We start from the raw sequence: 17737 nt of genomic DNA on the forward strand, positions 1-17737 counted from the left end.
AGCGCCAAGCGGCTGCGGAGGGCAGGTGTCTGCATGGGAACTCCAGGAAAAGCGCGTCCTAGGCAAACCAGCGGGCCTGATGCCGGTGGGGGCTGGTTCGGGGGTGGCTTGGCACAAAGGTCTGACTTGGCAGCGCAGGCTTGGGAGCTATAGCTATACCCAGGGCCTGCGGCAGCGATACAGTGGCGCGACCGTGCCGGATTGTCACCGGCTTCTTTGCGAACAAGTGCGGGCCATTCTACTGCCTTTGCACTGGAGGAGGGCCGCTCGCCATGGCTGCTGGCGTGGGTTCTTGCGGGGTATCCCAGCGCTTCCAACACAAGCATTGCTGCGTCATCGCCGAGCCGGCCGCACGCGCATAAAAATGGCTACCCAAAGGTAGCCATGTGCCTGGATTTTTTGTTTTAACGCCGGCGCAGACGGGTCGCGCCAAACAGCGCCAGCAGCAAGGTCAAGGCAAGCAGCGCCCATTCTTGCAGGGTGGGTACGGCTTTGGCGACCGTGCCTCCCGATTGGTCGTCGTCTTTGACGAGCACTTGGGCTGGATTGACGCCGATGGTGTAGTCGTTCACATCGCTAGGGGCAGCGATGGTCAAGGTGGCCGTGACATCGCCATCACCGGCAAGGGTATTGGCCGTGGCAGAGATGCCGCACGTGGCCGATGTTTGCCCCGCAGGGATGGTGATAGGCGTGGCGCAGCTTGAGGTGTAGCGCGGGTTGTTAGCCGGCAGCGTCAGGTTGACATTCAAGCCGGATGCCCCTGCGGGGGTGTTGGACGAGATGGTGCAAGCCGATTGTTGGTTGGGCGAGTCCACCAGCTCGCTAGGGGTACAGGCGACACTGACCACGGGCGGGGTGTAGGAGCAGCTCAGTTCGGCCAAAGCTTCCGTGTTGAGTTGACCGATGGCCGTGTTGAACTGCGCAGGCGGGGTGATGCGGTTGGTAAGCAAGGGCGTTGCGACGCAGGCAGAGACACCGGATGTGTCACCGGGCCACTCAACCACCGCTGTGATTTCGCAGCCTGCAGTGGGCAGTGTGGCACCTGTCAGCGACAGCGTGCTTGAGCCTGCTGCTGCAGTCAAGGTCCCATCGGTGCAGGTATGCGATGCGCTGATGATTTTCAACGGGCTTGGCAAGACGTCCGTCACATTCATGCCTGGAATGGGGGCGCCCAAGCCCGGGTTTTTAACCGAGATGGTGAGCGTGGTCTGTCCACCTGGATTGACTGCCGTGGGTGCAAAAGCCTTGCTGACACTGGGCGCGTCTGCCAAGTACAGATCTGCGCCTGAGAAGTCAGCGCCCCCGGATCCAAAGGCGGTGACTGTGACTTCACGCACATAAGGTGGCAGCGTAATGTAGCCGCCGTTGCTCTGCCCGCCTCCGCCCGGGGGCGTCGAAGTTCGCAAGACGAAGTCTGGAGCACCGAACCACTGATAAACGGAATTTTGCGTATAGGTAGCGCCACTTGCAGGGTAGTTCGTCCGAGGAAAAAGTGTGACATTGCCCAGATCGCATGGCTCAATGACCTGTGTCGTTGGGTTGAGGCACTTGGCGCTGATGTTGCGAGAGGTCGAGGTGCGTTGGTCAAAAAACGTGACTCTCGTCGGAACAGCGGTGCTGGAGGGCGTAAAGACCGTAGTGAGCCCAGAGCCGGGCGTAGTCACTATCGCAGAGTGATCCGCCGGGACGCTGAACCCACCACCACCAGGCGGGCTCACTGCCATGGTCCCCAGACCGGATGCTGAGGTGTAAAGCGGGAGATTGTTTGGCTGCCCGTTGAAGACCATAAGGGTTTCGTTTTCCACCGCATGGGATTGACTCGCCATGAAGACAGAAGCAACTGCAAGGCCAAAAGTAAGAGAATTTTTCAGCATAAGTGACCCGATTAGTAGATGTTTGCAGTTTGTTCGAGATCAGACTTTTTTGTAGAACAATTTCTATGCAGATGTCTTAATATTGACTATCAATCACATTGTGTAGCTTTATTGAATAACAACATGCGATATAGAACGTTTCAATGTTTGCCTCGATGGGGCTTTTTTCCGCATAGGGAACTATCGATGGATTGTTTCAATATGTCAATATTTGAAACCATGGGCTTGTGTTGGTACCGTCATTGAACTTGGTCTGCGCAAATCTGTGAATCCCGGCCAGAAAATCGCCAGAGGATCCCGTGCATGCTATTTGCTAGCGCGGCCCAACCCGCTTCAAACCCCATGACCAAAAACCGCTACCGGCTGCTCGTCATTGCATCCATTCTCCTTCTCGTGCTCTCCATCTGCATGGATTTCAGGACGGAGCTGCTGTCCTCGCAACACCCGCTGCGGTTTCCTATGGCGCTGGAGGGAGAGATGGTCGTGTTGCTGTGCTTCATCATTTTGGGCTGGACCGCCGGCTTTTATGGCTGCATGCGCTTTCGTCCCTGGGCACCTGCGCTGAACCTGGTCACAACGGCATGCGGGCTGCTGTTTATTGTGGGCAACAACTGGCTGTCGGTGGAGTCTTCCTGGGCCCAGGTGCTGGATTTTGTGGCCAATGCCTCGGGAGGTTTGACGCTGATGCTGCCTTACTTCAACGACAAGGTCAGAAAGATGTTTTGGCCGGAGACGGATTGATACCCGGATCGCAGGTATCTCATAGGCGCTATTGTGCCGGGCCAAACCACCGCTGAATAGCTTGTGAAATGTGCTGGTAGGGCGCCACACCGTCGCCCACCCAGGCCACGATGCCGTCGGGGCGAATCAGCAGCGATTTCAAGCCCAGTTCATCGCTTGCGGAGCTGGCGATATAGCGCAGTCGGTCAGTCCATCGCATGGCCAAGCCGCGCAGCGCTGCGGTGTTATCGAAGTCCAGCAGCAGGCCGCAGCCGGTTTGCAGATGGCTGGCGAGGGTTGAGCCGTCAGTCAGCGCAAAGTCTGGCGCGCTGCGGCCTACCAAGGGGTGGGGGTCGCCCAGGTCGTAGCGCAGGGTAGCGCCCCAAACGCGGTCGGCGAAGTAGGTGGCGCCATCGCGCGTGTCGACCAGCGCGCGCACGATGTGGGCGAGGGCGCGTGTGGCGGGGCTGGGCCGCATGAGGGCGACCTGGGCGCGGGACCAGTCCAGCACCTGGGCGCCTACCGGATGGCGTTCGGCGGTGTAGCTGTCGAGCAAGCCTTCTGGCGCGTCGCCACGGAGGGTGGCGGCCAGCTTCCAGCCCAAATTCATCGCATCGCCAATGCCCAGGTTGAGGCCCTGGCCGCCCAAGGGCGAGTGGATGTGGGCGGCATCGCCCGCCAGCAGCACGCGGCCCTTGCGGTAGCGGGTTGCCTGGCGGGCGCGGTCGGTCCAGGTGGTTGCGATCCGCAGTGACTGGATGCGGGTATCGGTACCGCTGACACGGCGCAGCACGGTTTGCACATGCTCGGCGGTGATGGGGCTGCTGCCATGGAATGCGCCGCCGTCGAAATCGACCATGGCGATGGTGCCCGGTGGCTGGAAGGTGTACATGCCCGTGGCCGTGTAATGGCGGCCCGGTGTGAGTGCGGCGCTGTTCTCCAGCTCGGCCTCCACGGAGTAGCCGCTGAACTCGGGCTCGGTGCCTGCAAATTCGAAACCTGCCGCCTTGCGGACTGGGCTGCGGCCACCGTCGCAGCCCACCAGCCAGCGGCTTTGTAGCTGGGCATCACCGGCTTGCACCTGCACGCCGTCGGGTGACTGCACCACGTCGGTCACGCGAACCCCTCGGCGCACTTCCACCCCCAGCTCTGCAGCACGCTGTGCCAGCACCGATTCCAGGCGCTCCATCGTCGTGGGCATGCTTTCGCTGGCGGGGCTGGGCAGCCGGTAGGGCCAACGTGCGGTGTCGATCTGGTCCTGGAAAAAGGGCATGCCCGCAAAGTGCCCGCCGGGCTGGCGGGCTTGCTGCATCCAGTGGGGGCGCGATGCAGAGGGGGCGCTGTGCGATGGCGCGGTGACGGCGTCCAACAAACCCCGGCGCTGCAGCGCCTCCAGCGAGGGGATGTTGAGGCCGCGAATGCCAAAGGGCGCTTGCTTGAGGGGCGAGTGTGGATCGGAGGCTTGCTCCAGCACCAGCACGGAGCAATGGGCGAGCCGCAGCTCGCAACTGAGCAGCAGACCGACGGGGCCTGCGCCAACAATGATGACGTCGTAGTGGGGGATCGTAGGCATGGACATGTCCTCTCTCGGTGACCGTTCGGCCGGAGTGATTCTTTGTCTTGAGAACCCCTGGGACGAACCGATAAGTGCTTGTGAGCACTGCAAGTTCGTCGTGGGGACCCATGCGTGGGCAGAGTCAGCGCTTCCGTGCGGAAGGACTTGGGCTTACCAAACCAAGTCTGCCTTTTTCGACGGGCGGATTATAGCGTGCTGATGCTCGGGGGCCTCTGGCTCGCCCAGGACTCGATGGCATGGAGCGGCGCGGTGCCGTGCAAGCTGCAGCAAGGCCTTCAAATAGCAGCCATCAGTCCTTGCCCTGGGCGAGTTCGCGGTGCTGCTGAAGCAGCAGCTGCTGCGCCTGGTGCTCGCCCGGTTCAGGCGCCGGCCCGCTGCCGGCACTGCTCAAAAGCAGCCAAGGCATCGGTCTGAACGGAGCCGAGGCGCTGCGGACGGCTGCCGCATAATGGGCTTTTCGCCACCCTTTGGATTGCCCCATGCGCTACGCCCGATACCCTCTTATTGCCGGTTTGCTCGCTGCTGCATCCCTCTTGAGCGCACCGGTTTGGGCCATCAACAAATGTATCGATGCGCAGGGCCGCACCAGCTTTCAGGATGAGCCTTGCGCGGCGGGCCAGAAGGGGGAGACGATCACGGTGACGCCGTCAAGCCAGGGCGTGAACCCGCGCGAAAACAGCCGCCCAGTGACCAGCAGCCCGCCCGTGGCTGCGCCACCACCGGCTTCGGCTCCCCAGGCCGATGCGCCCGAGCCCCGCCCCGCCGATTGCCCCGACCCAGAACGCATGAAGACCATGCAGATCGAGGCCGAATCGATTGCGCTGCCGCTGCCGATCCGCAAGCAAAAGCGGGCGTCTTTTGAAGAGCTGAAGGCGCGCTGCGGGGGTTAAAGCAAACGCCCGCGATTGCGGGCGTGTGTGCTTAGACGGCCATTGGCGCCGTCAATGGCGCATGGTGCTGGTAGCCTTCCAGCCAAAAGTCCGAGGGCTCCACCTGCTCCAGCCATTCGGGCGCGTATTGGCCGGTGACTGCGTAGTCGGGGATGCGGTCCGAGAGCACCAGCTTGGGGGCCTCAAAGGGCTCGCGCTTGAGCTGCTCTTGCAGCATGTCCAGGTGGTTTTCGTAGATGTGGGCATCACCGATAAAGTAGGTGAACCAGCGCGGGGTGTAGCCGCTCAGACGCCCCATCAGGTGCAGCAGTGCCGCGCCTTCGGTCAGGTTGAAAGGGGTGCCCAGGCCGACATCATTGCTGCGGATATAGAGGCACAGCGAGATTTCGCGCTTGCTTTGGTCGACCAGGAACTGGTAGAGCAGGTGGCAGGGGGGCAGTGCCATTTCTTCGAGCTGGGCCCAGTTCCAGCCGTGGAACAGGATGCGGCGGCTGCCCGGGTCGCTCATGATGGTGTCCAGACACTGGCGCAGCTGGTCGATGGCCTTGTAGAGCACGATCTGGCGCTTGTTGTCGTCGTTCACCTCGCCAATCTGGGTGTAACCCTTGGCCAGTGCATCAGCAATCTGGGCCTGGCTTTGGGGCTGGGCCAGGTCGATCAGCTTGTAGGCCGGCCACTGGCGCCATTGCACGCCGTAGACGGGGCCCAGGTCGTCGGCCTCGAGGCGGTAGGGGTTGGCCAGCCAGGCCTGGTTTTCATTGGCGTTTTGGTCCCAGACTTTGCAGCCCAGTGCGCGGAAATCCGCCGCGCTGCGCGCTGCGCGCAGAAAACCCACCATCTCGCCGATGGCGGATTTGAAGGCCAGCTTCTTAGTGGTGACGGCCGGAAAGCCTTGCTGCAGATCAAACTTGAGCATGGCGCCGGGCATGCTGAGCGTGCGTATGCCTGTGCGGTTGGACTGCCAGGAGCCTTGGTCCAGGATGTTCTGGACGAGTTGGAGGTATTGCTTCATGTTCTTCTGGCCTGATCGAGAGTGGGGTCTTGCCGCATCGCGGCCTGGTGAGGCGGCGCCTGGCCCGGCGTGATCGATGCGATCAAGGGGGCGGGGCAGGTGCAAGGCCCAAAGGGCCTACTGTACGACGGCAGCCCTTGTTGCGTAGGCCGTAAGGATAAGCCCATGTGGGCGATGTCTGCGATCGCCCTGGCCGCCCGGAAATTGGTGTAGGGTGTCGGCTTTGGCGCCCGGGCCCACCGGGGCCGGCCGCGCAATGCGGCGGCAAGCGCAGGTGGGCGGTGGGACATCGACAGTTTGCAGGCGCAGGAGAGGGCGCTGCAAACGCTGACAAGGATGCATATGTGGATGATGACGAAGAAATGGGGCCTGGCCCTGGGTGCGGCGGCAGCGCTGGCGCTGGCCGGCTGCCAGACCACGCCGGGTGGCACGGACCGCAGCGGCCAGCAGGCCTGGAACCAGCTGCAGGCCCAGGTGGGCCAGTACCCGCATGAGGCCGCGTTTTTGCAGCAGGGCGTGATGGCCGCGCGCATGCAGCATTTGCTGGGCGAGCACCGCGCAGTATTCATGCAGAACATGCAGGTGACCGGGCCGCTGAGCAAGCAGGGCTCCGTCTACTACATCACTGGCAACCGCCAGCACGATGGCGGCCAGAATGCCGCTGCGGTGGCCATGGATGCCAAGAGCAACACCATGCGTATCTGGTGGCTGCAGGATGGCCAGCCGCGCGTGGTGCAAGACCCGGGCGCAGCGTTCTCCTGGCCCAAGGAGGTCAACCAGATGATCAGCAACGCGGTGGGCACGCCCGCGTCGTAATCGTCCCCCACCAAAAAACAGGGCGGCACCTCATCGAGGGCCGCCCTGTTTTGTTGTGGCGCTTGGCTTTTAGCCGCGTGTGATCATCGCATGCGGGTTCATGATGTTCTGCGGGTCCAGCGCGGCTTTTACCGCACGCATCATCGACAAGGCCACCGGCGACTGGTACTGCGGCAAGGTGTCGACCTTGAGCGTGCCGATGCCGTGCTCGGCCGAGATCGAGCCGCCAAACGCAGCGACCGCGTCATAGACGATGTGGTTGACCTCGTGCTCGCGCTCATCCAGGAACTGCTTGGCATCCACGCCCTCGGGCGCTTGCACGTTGAAGTGCAGATTGCCGTCACCCAGGTGGCCAAAGTTGACCAGGCGCATGCCCGGCACCTTGTCGTTCAGCACCTGGGTGGCATGCTCGACAAACTCCGGGATGCGCGAGATGGGCACGGAAATATCGTGCTTGATGTTCAGGCCTTCCTCAACCTGGGCGAGCGGAATGCTTTCGCGGATATGCCAGAGGTTGTGGGCCTGGCCCAGGTTCTCGGCCACGACGGCGTCCAGCACGATTTCCTGCTCAAACGCGGCTTCCATCAAGGCCTCGAAGCGGCTACGCGCATGCTCCTCGGATTCGCTGTCGGAGTTCTCCAGCACCACGGCGTAGGGGAAGGCGGGGTTGTCGATAAAGGGCACGCGCAGCTGGGGCATGTGCTTGTCCACCAGGGTCAGCGCAAAGCGGTTCATCACCTCAAAGCCGGTCAGGCCCGCTCCCAGGTACTGGTGCGCCAGCGCCAGCAGGCGCACGGCGGCATCAAACGATGGCAAGGCTGCCCAGGCGGTGAGCTGGCTGGCGGGCATGGGGTAGATCTTCATCGTGGCGGCGGTGATGATGCCCAAGGTGCCTTCGCTGCCGATAAAGAGGTTGCGCAGGTCGTAGCCGGTGTTGTCCTTGCGCAGGCCTTTAAGGCCTTCCCAGATTTCGCCTTGGGCATTGACCACCTCCAGGCCCAGACACAGCTCGCGCGTGTTGCCGTAGCGCACGACCTGGGTGCCGCCGGCATTGGTGCCCAGGTTGCCGCCGATGGTGCAGCTGCCTTCGGCCGCCAGCGACAGCGGGAACAAATAGCCCTGGCCCTCGCAGCGCTCTTGCAGGGTTTGCAGAATGCAGCCGGCCTCGACCGTGACGGTCAGGTTATCTTTGTCGATGGCGCGGATGGCCTGCATGCGGCCCAGGTTGAGCACCACTTGCTGGCCCGAGGTATCGGGCGTTGAGCCCACGACCAGGCCCGTGTTGCCGCCCTGGGGCACGATGGAGGTGCCGTTGGCCGCGCAGGCCTTGACGACGGCTGCCACTTGCGCGGTGTTGGCGGGGCGCACCACCGCCAATGCCTTGCCGTGGACGCGGCGGCGCCAGTCCTGTTCGTAGGCGCTCAGGTCGCCCTCGGTAAGCACATGGGCATCGCCCACAATCTGGCGCAAGCTCGCAATCAGGTCGGTCATTGGATGTCTCAACAATGGAAAAGAAAAGGGGTCTAAGAGGTGGTGGCGGCTGCTGCGGGCGCAGGCGCAGGCGTAACGGCCCGCTGGCGGCCCCGGATGTGCATCACGCAGGCTGCAAACAGCAGCAGGCACAGTGCGATCTCGGCCAGCGCGCACCAGCGGCTGGGCGGGGCATCGCCCCAGGCGCGCACCACGCCTTCGACAAAATAGAGCCACACCAGCAGGCTGAGCCAGCGGTAGGTATACATACGGTGTTTGAGCAGGCCGGCCAGCGGAATGCACAGCGGCAAGGCCTTGAGCACCAGCCAGGAGCCGCCCGGCCGCAAGGGCGCCAACCACAGCTCCCAGGCCAGGCACAGCAGCACCAGGGCCATCAACGAAAAGACAGCCAGCCAGCGCGAGTACTGCGCAGCGGCGTTTGCTGGGGCAGAGGTTACCAAATCAGGCAGATTAGCGGCTGTTTCAGGCAGGGATGTGGGCATGGAAATGGCATCATATCGGTATGTACGTCTGTGATGAGAAAAACGCGGCATCTTTGCAGGTGCAACCGCCCCAGGGATGGGCCTTGTGGTGGCAGCAGTTCGCTGCATTCCCCTGGCGCAATACGGTCAATACCTTGCGCACGCGCTTTGGGGAAGACCGCCTGGGGCTGACGGCCAGCAGCCTGACCTTTACCACCATGCTGGCCCTGGTGCCTTTTTTTACCGTGGCGCTGGCGTTGCTGACGGCTTTTCCGATGTTTGCCACGGTCGAGGCCCAATTGCAGCGCTGGCTGATTGAAAGCCTGATCCCCAGCAGCATTGCCAGCCAGGTGCTGGGCTACATCACGCAGTTTGCCTCCAAGGCCAGCCGCCTGGGCCTGGCGGGCCTGAGCTTTTTGCTGGTGACGGCGCTGGCGCTGATTCTGACCATGGACCGCACGCTCAACAACATCTGGCGCGTGCGCCAGTTGCGGCCACTGGGCCAGCGGGTGTTGATTTACTGGGCCGCCATCTCACTGGGCCCCCTGGTGCTGGCCTCCAGTCTGGTGCTGACCTCGTCAGTGGTGGCCGCCTCGCGCAGCGCAATTGGCGAGTTGCCGTACCTCATCCGCCTGGCCTTTGATTCGCTGGAGTTTGTGCTCTTGGCATCGGGCGTGACCGCCATGTACCGCTATGTGCCCAACACCCATGTGCGCTGGCGCGATGCGCTGGCCGGCGGCCTGTTTGTGGCCGTAGGCATCGAGGTGGCCAAGAAGGTGCTGACCTTGTACCTGGTGCATGTGCCCACCTACTCGACCATCTACGGCACCTTTGCCACCTTGCCGATTTTGCTGATCTGGATTTATGTGGCCTGGGTGATTGTGCTGCTGGGCGCCGTGGTCGCCGCCTATCTGCCCAGCCTGTTGGCCGGTGTGGCGCGGCTGCCGCTGGCCCAGAGCTGGGATTTTCAGCTGGCGCTGGAATGCCTGCGCGCGCTCAACCTGATGCGCTACCAGCCCGAGAAGGGCCTGTACCTGCACCAGCTGGCCAAGGGCCTGCAGGTGGAGGATGTGCAACTGCACCGCGCCTTGGATGTGCTGTGCCAGCTGGACTGGGTGGGGGCGGTGGTCGATGTGGATGAACGCAGGTCCGCCACCGGAGGGACAGAGAGCCAGCAGGACATGCGCTATGTGCTGCTGATTGAGCCGGCCCAGACCTTGGCTGCCCCCTTGGTCGCGGCCCTGATGCTGGACAGGAACGAGGCGACCGAGCCGCTGTGGTGGCACAGCGGTCTGGACCAGATGGCCTTGATTGCACTGCTGGAACGCCGCCAGTGGCTGCCCGATGAAGCGCCTGCGCAAGCGCCTGAGGCCGATGGGCCAGCGCAGGCGCTAGACCAGGCCCCGGATGATGCGCTGCAAGCGGCGCCGGTCAAGGCTTGAGGCTTGATGCCCCAGCAATTAATGCGCTAGATCGGGCGGCTAGCCGGGCACCCACCCGACAGACAGACAGACAGACAGAGCCGCATGGCACGCGCCCCGCTCAGTGGGCGGCAAAGCTCAGCTCATTGACGGCCAAGCGCTGGCGGGCCAGGGCCACCATATCGGCGGGGTAGCAGGTATAGGCGCTCAGCCTGCTGTCGTCGAGCTCATAGAGCACCACCAGCGCAGCGACCTCCCAGGCCCAGTGGGGGTGCTGCTCGCCGATGCCAATCAGCCGGCCAATGGCGGCAAGCGCCGGATGGGGCTGGCTGCTGTAATGCGTGTCAAGGTAGTGCTGCAAAGGCTCGGTGCCCAGCTCCGTTGGCTCGAAGAAGGCCATCAGATCGGCATAGGGCTTGGGGCAGAACACCTGGGCGGAGGCCTCTTCCTTGTCGCAGGCGACAGCGCTCAGGTAGTCGAGCAGGCAGTCGCAGCGGTTGCCCAGCAGGCGCTCGACAATGCCGGGGATCAGCTCCTGGCGCTCCAACAATACGGGCATGGCCAGCAGTTGCACTGCTGCCGGATAGTTGTTGGAGACGGGATCGATGGGCTGGCGCAGCTGGCTTGCAAGGCCGGCATCACTGCGCAGGAAGCCCGCGTATTCATTGCACCAGTGCAAGACATGCTCGAACAGGCTTTCCATGGAGCGCGGGGGCAGGCCACGGCTGTAGGCCAGGTCGAGCAACGCCAGCGACTGCAGTGCCGCCCGGCGCCAGCCATTGCGTGCCGCACGCTGGCTGTCGGCGTCCAGGTCCTGCACATCGAGGCCGTAGTAACCGTGGCTGGCAAACTCATGCAGGTTGGCCAGCCGGTCGGCCCAGGTCTCTGCCCAGCGATCCACATCCATCGGCAGACGGGGGCGCAACAAATGCCAGGGCTGTGCCTGGCAGTGTTTGAGCAAGCTGGGGAGGGCCGTGTAGTGCATAAATCCTGTCTATCCGGTTCGCGCCTGGTAGCGGTGAAACGATGCGGCCTCCATTGGCCGAACAGATAGGCTAACGCATTTACAAAGCTGGGTCGCCGTTTTGAGCAGAGGCTTACGCCTTATTACGCGAGATACATACTTGATCTCCTGCTATAAAAACAAAAGCAATTATGCAAAGGCAAAGGCGACGAACCTGGCCAACACCACGGCCGGGGACGGCAGGCAAGCCGCTACGGGGCGCTCAGAAAGCGGTGGAGGGCAAACAGGGTGGCATCCGGTGATTCAGCCATCTGGTTGTGGCCGTTGGGAACCATCTCGACGCGCACCTGCTTGCCGGCAGCCTGGGCTGCATCCACCAGGCTGCGAGCGGCCTTGGCCGGCGTCATCTGGTCTTGCTCGCCCAGCACAAACAGCACCGGGCAGGCCAGGGCCGCCATCGCATGGGGGCCGTTGCTGTAGCGGTCGCAGGCCACAAAGCCGGTGTGCAGCAAGTTGGTGTGTGGGTTGCTGGCCTGTACCCGGCGGGCCAGGGCCATGCCGGCGCCAAACACCCAGCTGCCGGCACCCGATGGTGGCGCCAAGGTGGCCCGCGAGAAGGTTTGCACCAAGCGGATGGCCTGGTCTGGTGCATGCAGGGCCTGGTCCAGCAAGGCGGGTGCTACCTTCATCGGAGCGGCGGTGCCCACCAAGGCCAGATGGCTGATGCGCGCGCCCAAGCGTGCGGCTGCTTCCATGGCAATCAAGCTGCCCCAGCTGTGGCCAATCAGCGCGGCCTGTTGCAGGCCTGCCGCATCCAGGAGCTGTTCGATGAATTGGGCGGCTTGCTCCACACTTTGCGGCGCCTCGCCCGTGCTTTTGCAGTGGCCGGGCAGGTCAATGGCCAGCACATTCCAGCCGTGGTTGGCCAGGTAGCGGCTTTGCAGCGCCCAGACGCTGTGGTCGCAAAGCACACCGTGGATGAAGAGGGCCGTGGGCTGGCTGGCATCGAAGGCTTTGCCGCCGGTGTAGGCATAAAGGTCGGCACCTTGAACTTGGATTCGCATGTCTGTGTTCCGATGGTGTGGCTGAGGCTAGATGTCAGCAATCAGGCGTTTGCCCAGGCTCACGGTCTGGTCGTTGCTGTAACCCAGGCTTTCGTAGAAGGCGATCACCGCCTCGTTGCCGCTGCGCACCTGCAAGTTGAGCTTGGGGCAGCCCAGCGCAGTGAGCGCCGCTTCGGCCTGCTGCATCAGCTGCCTGGCATGGCCCTGGCGTTGGTGTGCGGGGTGGACGGCCAGGTAGTTGATCCAGCCCCGGTGGCCGTCGTAGCCAACTATGATGCTGGCCATCACCTGGCCCTGGGCATCGACACCGACCCAGAACAGCTCGGGCGAGACGCTGAGCTTGCGCGCTATGTCTTTGTGCGGATCGTTCCAGGGACGGTAGAGGCCGCAGTCCTGCCAGAGCTGGATCACTGCTGGCGTATCTGGTGATGCAAAGGCGCGGATCTCCATCATGCGGCCTTCTCTGCGGCTTTGAGCGCGCGCTTCAAGTCATCGATCAGGTCCTCGGCATCCTCGAGGCCGATGGACAGGCGGATGGTGCCCTGGCTGATGCCCGCTTGCAGCAGGGCGTCGTCCTGCATGCGGAAATGCGTGGTGCTGGCCGGGTGGATGACCAGGGAGCGGCAATCGCCCACATTGGCCAGGTGGCTAAAGACCTTGAGCGTCTCGATGAACTTTTTGCCCTGGTTGCGGTTGCCGGCGATGTCAAAGCTGAACACCGAGCCCGCGCCACGCGGCAGCAGCTTTTGCGCCAGCGCGTATGACGTGTGGCTCTCCAGCATGGGGTGGCCGACCCGGCTGACCATGGGGTGGCTGGCCAGAAATTGCACCACCTTTTCGGTGTTGCGCATGTGGCGCTCCATGCGCAGCGGCAAGGTCTCAATGCCTTGCAAGATCAGCCAGGCGCTGTGCGGGCTCATGCAGGCGCCAAAGTCGCGCAGGCCTTCGCGCCGGGCGCGCAGCAAGAAGGCGCCGGTCGTGGACTCTTCGCTGAACACCATGTTGTGAAAGCCGTCATAGGGCTCGGTCAGCTCGGGAAAGCGGCCGGATTTTTCCCAGTCAAAGCTGCCGCCATCGACCACGATGCCGCCGATGACGGTGCCATGGCCCGAGAGGAACTTGGTGGCCGAGTGGTAGACGATGTCGGCGCCGTGCTCAAAGGGTTTGATCAGCCAGGGCGAGGTCAGGGTGGAGTCCACCAGCAGGGGCACGCCGGCCTCGTGCGCGATGGCCGAGACCGTGGGGATGTCCAGCACATCGAGGCCCGGGTTGCCCACGGTCTCGCCAAAGAACAGCTTGGTGTTGGGCCGCACGGCAGCGCGCCAGCCATCGATGTCGCCGGGTTTGACAAAGGTCGTCTCGATGCCAAAGCGGGCCAGCGTGTAGTGCAGCAGGTTCTGGCTGCCGCCATAAAGTGCGGTGCTGGCAACGATATGGCTGCCCGCGCCCATCAAGGTGGCAATCGACAGGTGCAGTGCCGCCTGGCCGCTGGCGACGGCAATGGCGCCTACGCCGCCTTCGAGTGCCGACACGCGCTGCTCGAGCACCGCATTGGTGGGGTTGCTGATGCGGCTGTAGACGTGGCCGGGGCGCTCCAGGTTGAACAGGCTGGCCGCGTGGTCGCTGGATTCGAAGACGAAGGAGGTGGTCAGGTGGATGGGGACGGCGCGGGCCCCGGTGGCAGGGTCTGGCTGGGCGCCGGCGTGCAGACTCAGGGTGTCAAAGCCGGGATCGGTATAGCCGGGCATGGCGTATCTCCGTGATGTTGTCGTTCTGGACGGGCATTGTCGGCTATATTTAGCAGACCTGCGCTGGCGGGCCTGTCGCCGATGCGTGTGCATGCAACAGGCCACAAAGGGCCACAATGGGCCGCAACCCGCGTGGATGAGAACGGTAAAAGGAGACACCCATGAAAGTCAGCGATATCCTCCGCCTCAAAGGCAACACCCTCTACACGGCCAGCGTCAACGACCCGCTGGGCGATGCGATCCAGACCATGGCCGAGAAAGACATCGGCTCGCTGGTGGTGATGGAGCACGGCGATATCGTGGGCATGCTGACCTTCCGCGAAGTGATTGTGGCCATCGTCAACAACGGCGGCACGGCAGGCAATATTCTTGTACGCAGCGTGATGGACGATGCACCGCTCACCTGCACGATGGAAACCGACATGGACGAGGTGCGCCGCATGATGCTAGACCGCCATGCCCGCTACATGCCGGTGATGGACAAGAAAATGCTGATGGGCGTGATCAGCTTCTACGACGTGGCCAAGGCCGTCGTTGACAGCCAGAACTTCGAGAACAAGATGCTCAAGGCCTATATCCGCGACTGGCCGGTGGACGGCGAATCCGATTGAGTGCCTGACCGGCGCAGCTGGGCGTGCAAGCCGGTCATCCGCCCACCCAGCGGCCCGCGAGGCCGCTTTTTTACGCCTGGTGCAAGCCCACAGTGCGCAGCCACCAAGGCTGGCATCAAAAGCGGATGATGCGCCCGGGAAGGGCGCCGAGCGTGTCGCTGGCTGCGGCGGTGTCCTTGGCCTGTTGCGCCGGCTCTGCAGGCAGCCCAACGTACTGCGCCCGGGGGCGGATCAGTTGGCCGCTTTGGCGCTGCTCCAGCGCGTGCGCCAACCAGCCGGCCGTGCGGCCCAGTGCAAACAGCACAAAGGCCGCGCCTGCCGGCAGACCCAGGCTGCGCTGGATGGCGACCAGCGCATAGTCCAGGCTGGGATGCAGGCCCGTGTGGCGGTGGACGGAATCCAGCAGGCTGCTGCGATGGGGGTCGTGTGCCAGCAGGCTCAGCAGCCGCTGGCTGCGCGGGTCGCCCGCTGGGTAGAGTGGATGGCCAAAGCCGGCGCAGTAATGCGGGCTGCCGCTGCTGCGGGTGTCGGCCAGCAGCTGGCCCAGCGATGCGGGCAGCGTGGCGCTGGCTTGCGGCGCAGCATGCCACTCGTCCCAGTGCTGGTCGATGACCGCCGTCATCCCCCCGTGCAGCGGTCCTGTCAGTGCCGCCAGGCCTGCGCCCAGGCTGGCATGGAGGCTGGCGCCCGTTGAGGCCACCACCCGCGCCGCAAAGCTGGAGGCATTGAGTTCATGGTCAGCGCACAGCACCAAGGCTTGGCGCAGGGTGTGTTGGCCTGCCGCATCCAGTTGCCAGGCAGTGGCCAGTTGCACATGAACCGGCATGCGCTGCTCGGCTTGGGCCGCCGCTACCCCCGCTACCGCCGCCGCCGCATCGGCCGGCAGGCCGGTCAGCACCCAGCGCATCTGTTGCAGCAACCGCGTTGGCCAGCTAGGGTCGTGCGCGTCTGGCTCCTGGGCCGGCAGGCTGTGCCAGGCGCTGAGTGCTTGCGCGGCCGGGGGCAAGGGCGCGGACGGCGGCCTGGCCCGATGCGCTGCGGCTACCGGCTCAGGGGTTGCGCCTGCCTCGCGGGTGTGCGGCGCGGGGCTGGGCTCTTGGCCCAGCAGCAGTGCGGCGGTTTCCTCCAGCCCCGCATGCTGCGCCCATTGCAGCGCGTTGCGGCCCCGGTAGTACAGCTGGCCGCCGGCGACCTGGGTGATGGCCGAATGCAGCACCGGCGTGCCCCAGTCCAGCGTTGAGCGGGCCAGCCTTGCTGGGTTGCGAACGGTTTGCCGCTGGCGCGCCAGGCGCTGCACATCGATGCGGGCATAGACATGGCCGCGCTGGCCCGGCTGCGTATGTGCCCGCAGCAGGCCCCGGCTGACATAGGCGTAGAGACTGGCGCGCTGCACGCCCAGCAGCGCAGCGGCTTGCTGGCTGTCGAGCCAGGGGCTGTCATGGTGGCTGGCGGGTGCTGGGGCTGGGGCTGGTGGGGCGCGGTCCATGGGCCATGCTACTGCAGTGCGGGCGGCCTTGCATGTGTACCCGGCCAATCAAGATTGACCGCTGGCGCAGGCGGGCTTGCAATGGCAGCAGTTCAGTCCCAATCCGGAGAATGCCTTGCCCGCTACCACCACCGCCACCACAAACACTACCACCGATGCAGCCCATGGCCTGCTGCATGCCGCCATACGCGATGCCGTGCAAACGCTCTGGCAGCAGGCCGGCCTGCCCGACCTGGCTGGGGACGAGAGCGGCTTGGCACTCAGCGGCGATGGCCGGGCCTATCCATCGAGCTTTTGCCTGGATGTTGCCGCACCGGCTGGCGTGGCTGCCAGCAGCTTGGCGAGCGCGCTGATTTACCAGCGCCGCCAGCACCAGGCCATGCCCCAAGTGGCCGTGGATGTGGGCCATGTGCTGGCCGAGTGCAGCGGCTATTTCACACTCGATGGCCAGCAGCCGAACTTGTGGGCGCCCATCTCGGGCCTGTATGCCTGTGGTGCCGATCTGGGTGAGCCGGGCTGGCTGCGCATCCATGCCAATTTTGAGCACCACCGCGATGGCGTGCTGCGCTTGCTGGGGCTGCCCACCGGGGCTGCCACCACCCGGCAGCAGGTGGCAGAGGCGCTAAAGGGCTGGGCGGCGCCAGCCGTGGAGGAGCGTGCTGCAGCCTTGGGCCTGGTGGTGGCGGCAGCGCGCAGCCTGCAAGCATGGCGCGCGCATCCGCAAAGCGCAGCGGTGGCCGCGCAGCCCTTGGTGTCCATCACGCAGCTGGACAGCGACAAGCCCGCAGCGCCCCTTGAATGGCCTGCCCCCGCACAGCCTCGACCGCTGGATGGCCTGCGCGTGCTGGACCTGACCCGCATCCTGGCCGGGCCGGTGGCGGCGCGCAGCTTGGCGGCGCAGGGGGCCGATGTGCTGATGCTCAATGGGCCGGGCCTGCCCAATATCGAGGCCATTGCTGATTTGAGCCGGGGCAAGCGTTCGGCTTTGCTGGACCTGAAATCAACGGAGGGGCAATCGAAGATGGCAGCTTTGCTAAGCCAGGCCCATGTGCTATTGCAGGGCTACCGGCCCGGCGCGCTGGATGCACTGGGCCTGGATCCGCCATCCGCCGCCCGGCTGCGCCCCGGCATCGTGTATGCCAGCCTGTCCGCCTATGGGCGCAGCGGCCCTTGGGCCGACCGGCGCGGTTTTGATTCGCTGGTGCAGACGGTCTGCGGCATCAACTGGGCCGAGGGGCAGGCTTTTGGCAGCGATGGGTTGCGGGCGCTGCCGCTGCAGATTCTGGATTACAGCGCGGGCTTTTTGCTGGCCTTTGGCATCCAGGCCGCGCTCTACCGCCAGGCGAGCGTGGGCGGCAGCTGGCATGTGCAGGTGTCGCTGGCGCGGGTGGCGCAGTGGCTGCAGGCCATGGGCCAAAGGCCGGTGCCTGCTGCGCCGGCGCAAGGCGAGGTGCCGGGCGCAGCCTACCTGGAAGCGCTGGACACCGGCTTTGGGCACTTGCAGGCGGTACGCCACAGCGCTGTGCTGCAGGGCCTGCCCAGCGCCTGGCCCCATGCCGGCCAGCCACCGGGCGGCGACATGCCCTGCTGGTGAGCCCTGCGG

Annotated in this window: 16 protein-coding genes and 1 pseudogene; 6 read left to right on the forward strand and 11 right to left on the reverse strand. The window is 64.3% G+C overall.

Annotation, left to right across the window (positions count from 1 at the left end; translation table 11 throughout):
- Positions 1 to 404: 404 nt before the first annotated feature.
- Positions 405 to 950, reverse strand: a complete 546-nt coding sequence (locus M2375_RS15990) for an IPTL-CTERM sorting domain-containing protein (RefSeq protein ID WP_259168852.1) — start codon at positions 948 to 950, stop codon at positions 405 to 407.
- 60 nt (positions 951 to 1010) lie between these two features.
- Positions 1011 to 1874 (reverse strand): annotated as a pseudogene (locus M2375_RS22545) (hypothetical protein); the annotation flags it as partial.
- Between the two features lie 342 nt (positions 1875 to 2216).
- Between M2375_RS22545 and M2375_RS15995 the strand changes: the two are divergent.
- Positions 2217 to 2615 carry a hypothetical protein gene (locus M2375_RS15995; protein WP_259168853.1) on the forward strand — a complete coding sequence of 133 codons (399 nt, stop codon included), beginning with the start codon at positions 2217 to 2219 and terminating at the stop codon, positions 2613 to 2615.
- A 28-nt stretch (positions 2616 to 2643) separates the two neighbouring features.
- On the opposite strand, the gene M2375_RS16000 is transcribed toward M2375_RS15995, so the two are convergent.
- Positions 2644 to 4167 carry an FAD-dependent monooxygenase gene (locus M2375_RS16000; protein WP_259168854.1) on the reverse strand — a complete coding sequence of 508 codons (1524 nt, stop codon included), beginning with the start codon at positions 4165 to 4167 and terminating at the stop codon, positions 2644 to 2646.
- A gap of 482 nt (positions 4168 to 4649) precedes the next feature.
- Here M2375_RS16000 and M2375_RS16005 point away from each other — a divergent pair, with 482 nt between their 5' ends.
- Positions 4650 to 5060, forward strand: coding sequence for a DUF4124 domain-containing protein (locus tag M2375_RS16005; protein WP_259168855.1), 411 nt, complete (start codon positions 4650 to 4652; stop codon positions 5058 to 5060).
- Between the two features lie 31 nt (positions 5061 to 5091).
- On the opposite strand, the gene M2375_RS16010 is transcribed toward M2375_RS16005, so the two are convergent.
- Positions 5092 to 6072: a thymidylate synthase gene (locus M2375_RS16010; protein ID WP_259168856.1), complete on the reverse strand. Its 981-nt coding sequence runs from the start codon at positions 6070 to 6072 to the stop codon at positions 5092 to 5094.
- 351 nt (positions 6073 to 6423) lie between these two features.
- Between M2375_RS16010 and M2375_RS16015 the strand changes: the two genes are divergently transcribed.
- On the forward strand, positions 6424 to 6888 hold the full coding sequence (locus M2375_RS16015) for a hypothetical protein (RefSeq protein WP_259168857.1): 465 nt from the start codon (positions 6424 to 6426) through the stop codon (positions 6886 to 6888).
- A gap of 69 nt (positions 6889 to 6957) precedes the next feature.
- Here M2375_RS16015 and M2375_RS16020 read toward each other — a convergent pair whose 3' ends face one another.
- The gene (locus tag M2375_RS16020; RefSeq protein ID WP_259168858.1) at positions 6958 to 8379 is read right to left on the reverse strand and encodes an FAD-binding oxidoreductase; all 1422 of its coding nucleotides are present in this window, start codon (positions 8377 to 8379) and stop codon (positions 6958 to 6960) included.
- A 32-nt stretch (positions 8380 to 8411) separates the two neighbouring features.
- Positions 8412 to 8861 (reverse strand): DUF2069 domain-containing protein, encoded by a 450-nt coding sequence (locus tag M2375_RS16025; RefSeq protein WP_259168859.1) that lies wholly within the window; start codon positions 8859 to 8861, stop codon positions 8412 to 8414.
- A gap of 20 nt (positions 8862 to 8881) precedes the next feature.
- Here M2375_RS16025 and M2375_RS16030 point away from each other — a divergent pair, with 20 nt between their 5' ends.
- Positions 8882 to 10282 (forward strand): YihY family inner membrane protein, encoded by a 1401-nt coding sequence (locus M2375_RS16030; protein WP_259168860.1) that lies wholly within the window; start codon positions 8882 to 8884, stop codon positions 10280 to 10282.
- Positions 10283 to 10382: 100 nt separating this feature from the next.
- On the opposite strand, the gene M2375_RS16035 is transcribed toward M2375_RS16030, so the two are convergent.
- The 4 genes from M2375_RS16035 to M2375_RS16050 form a co-directional block, all read right to left on the reverse strand.
- Positions 10383 to 11246 (reverse strand): PoNe immunity protein domain-containing protein, encoded by an 864-nt coding sequence (locus tag M2375_RS16035; protein ID WP_259168861.1) that lies wholly within the window; start codon positions 11244 to 11246, stop codon positions 10383 to 10385.
- A gap of 230 nt (positions 11247 to 11476) precedes the next feature.
- Positions 11477 to 12289 carry an alpha/beta fold hydrolase gene (locus tag M2375_RS16040; protein WP_259168863.1) on the reverse strand — a complete coding sequence of 271 codons (813 nt, stop codon included), beginning with the start codon at positions 12287 to 12289 and terminating at the stop codon, positions 11477 to 11479.
- 27 nt (positions 12290 to 12316) lie between these two features.
- Entirely contained in the window at positions 12317 to 12739 is a 423-nt protein-coding gene (locus tag M2375_RS16045; RefSeq protein WP_259168997.1) for a GNAT family acetyltransferase, read from the reverse strand.
- Positions 12739 to 14037: an O-acetylhomoserine aminocarboxypropyltransferase gene (locus M2375_RS16050; RefSeq protein WP_259168865.1), complete on the reverse strand. Its 1299-nt coding sequence runs from the start codon at positions 14035 to 14037 to the stop codon at positions 12739 to 12741. The genes M2375_RS16045 and M2375_RS16050 overlap by 1 nt, the downstream gene beginning before the upstream one ends.
- A gap of 161 nt (positions 14038 to 14198) precedes the next feature.
- On the opposite strand from M2375_RS16050, the gene M2375_RS16055 reads away from it, so the two are divergent.
- The gene (locus M2375_RS16055; protein WP_259168866.1) at positions 14199 to 14648 is read left to right on the forward strand and encodes a CBS domain-containing protein; all 450 of its coding nucleotides are present in this window, start codon (positions 14199 to 14201) and stop codon (positions 14646 to 14648) included.
- A gap of 115 nt (positions 14649 to 14763) precedes the next feature.
- On the opposite strand, the gene M2375_RS16060 is transcribed toward M2375_RS16055, so the two are convergent.
- On the reverse strand, positions 14764 to 16134 hold the full coding sequence (locus M2375_RS16060; protein WP_259168867.1) for a citrate synthase family protein: 1371 nt from the start codon (positions 16132 to 16134) through the stop codon (positions 14764 to 14766).
- 115 nt (positions 16135 to 16249) lie between these two features.
- On the opposite strand from M2375_RS16060, the gene M2375_RS16065 reads away from it, so the two are divergent.
- Positions 16250 to 17728, forward strand: coding sequence for a CoA transferase (locus M2375_RS16065; protein ID WP_259168868.1), 1479 nt, complete (start codon positions 16250 to 16252; stop codon positions 17726 to 17728).
- Positions 17729 to 17737 lie beyond the last annotated feature (9 nt).

This window comes from Comamonas sp. BIGb0152 (genome assembly GCF_024809975.1).
GTDB lineage: Bacteria > Pseudomonadota > Gammaproteobacteria > Burkholderiales > Burkholderiaceae_C > Comamonas.

Coding starts and splice junctions, on each gene's coding strand:
- M2375_RS15995 (WP_259168853.1), top strand. CDS start 2,217: ATGACCAAAAACCGCTACCGGCTGCTCGTCATTGCATCCATTCTCCTT.
- M2375_RS16000 (WP_259168854.1), bottom strand. CDS start 4,167: ATGCCTACGATCCCCCACTACGACGTCATCATTGTTGGCGCAGGCCCC.
- M2375_RS16005 (WP_259168855.1), top strand. CDS start 4,650: ATGCGCTACGCCCGATACCCTCTTATTGCCGGTTTGCTCGCTGCTGCA.
- M2375_RS16010 (WP_259168856.1), bottom strand. CDS start 6,072: ATGAAGCAATACCTCCAACTCGTCCAGAACATCCTGGACCAAGGCTCC.
- M2375_RS16015 (WP_259168857.1), top strand. CDS start 6,424: ATGACGAAGAAATGGGGCCTGGCCCTGGGTGCGGCGGCAGCGCTGGCG.
- M2375_RS16020 (WP_259168858.1), bottom strand. CDS start 8,379: ATGACCGACCTGATTGCGAGCTTGCGCCAGATTGTGGGCGATGCCCAT.
- M2375_RS16025 (WP_259168859.1), bottom strand. CDS start 8,861: ATGCCCACATCCCTGCCTGAAACAGCCGCTAATCTGCCTGATTTGGTA.
- M2375_RS16030 (WP_259168860.1), top strand. CDS start 8,882: ATGTACGTCTGTGATGAGAAAAACGCGGCATCTTTGCAGGTGCAACCG.
- M2375_RS16035 (WP_259168861.1), bottom strand. CDS start 11,246: ATGCACTACACGGCCCTCCCCAGCTTGCTCAAACACTGCCAGGCACAG.
- M2375_RS16040 (WP_259168863.1), bottom strand. CDS start 12,289: ATGCGAATCCAAGTTCAAGGTGCCGACCTTTATGCCTACACCGGCGGC.
- M2375_RS16045 (WP_259168997.1), bottom strand. CDS start 12,739: ATGGAGATCCGCGCCTTTGCATCACCAGATACGCCAGCAGTGATCCAG.
- M2375_RS16050 (WP_259168865.1), bottom strand. CDS start 14,037: ATGCCCGGCTATACCGATCCCGGCTTTGACACCCTGAGTCTGCACGCC.
- M2375_RS16055 (WP_259168866.1), top strand. CDS start 14,199: ATGAAAGTCAGCGATATCCTCCGCCTCAAAGGCAACACCCTCTACACG.
- M2375_RS16060 (WP_259168867.1), bottom strand. CDS start 16,134: ATGGACCGCGCCCCACCAGCCCCAGCCCCAGCACCCGCCAGCCACCAT.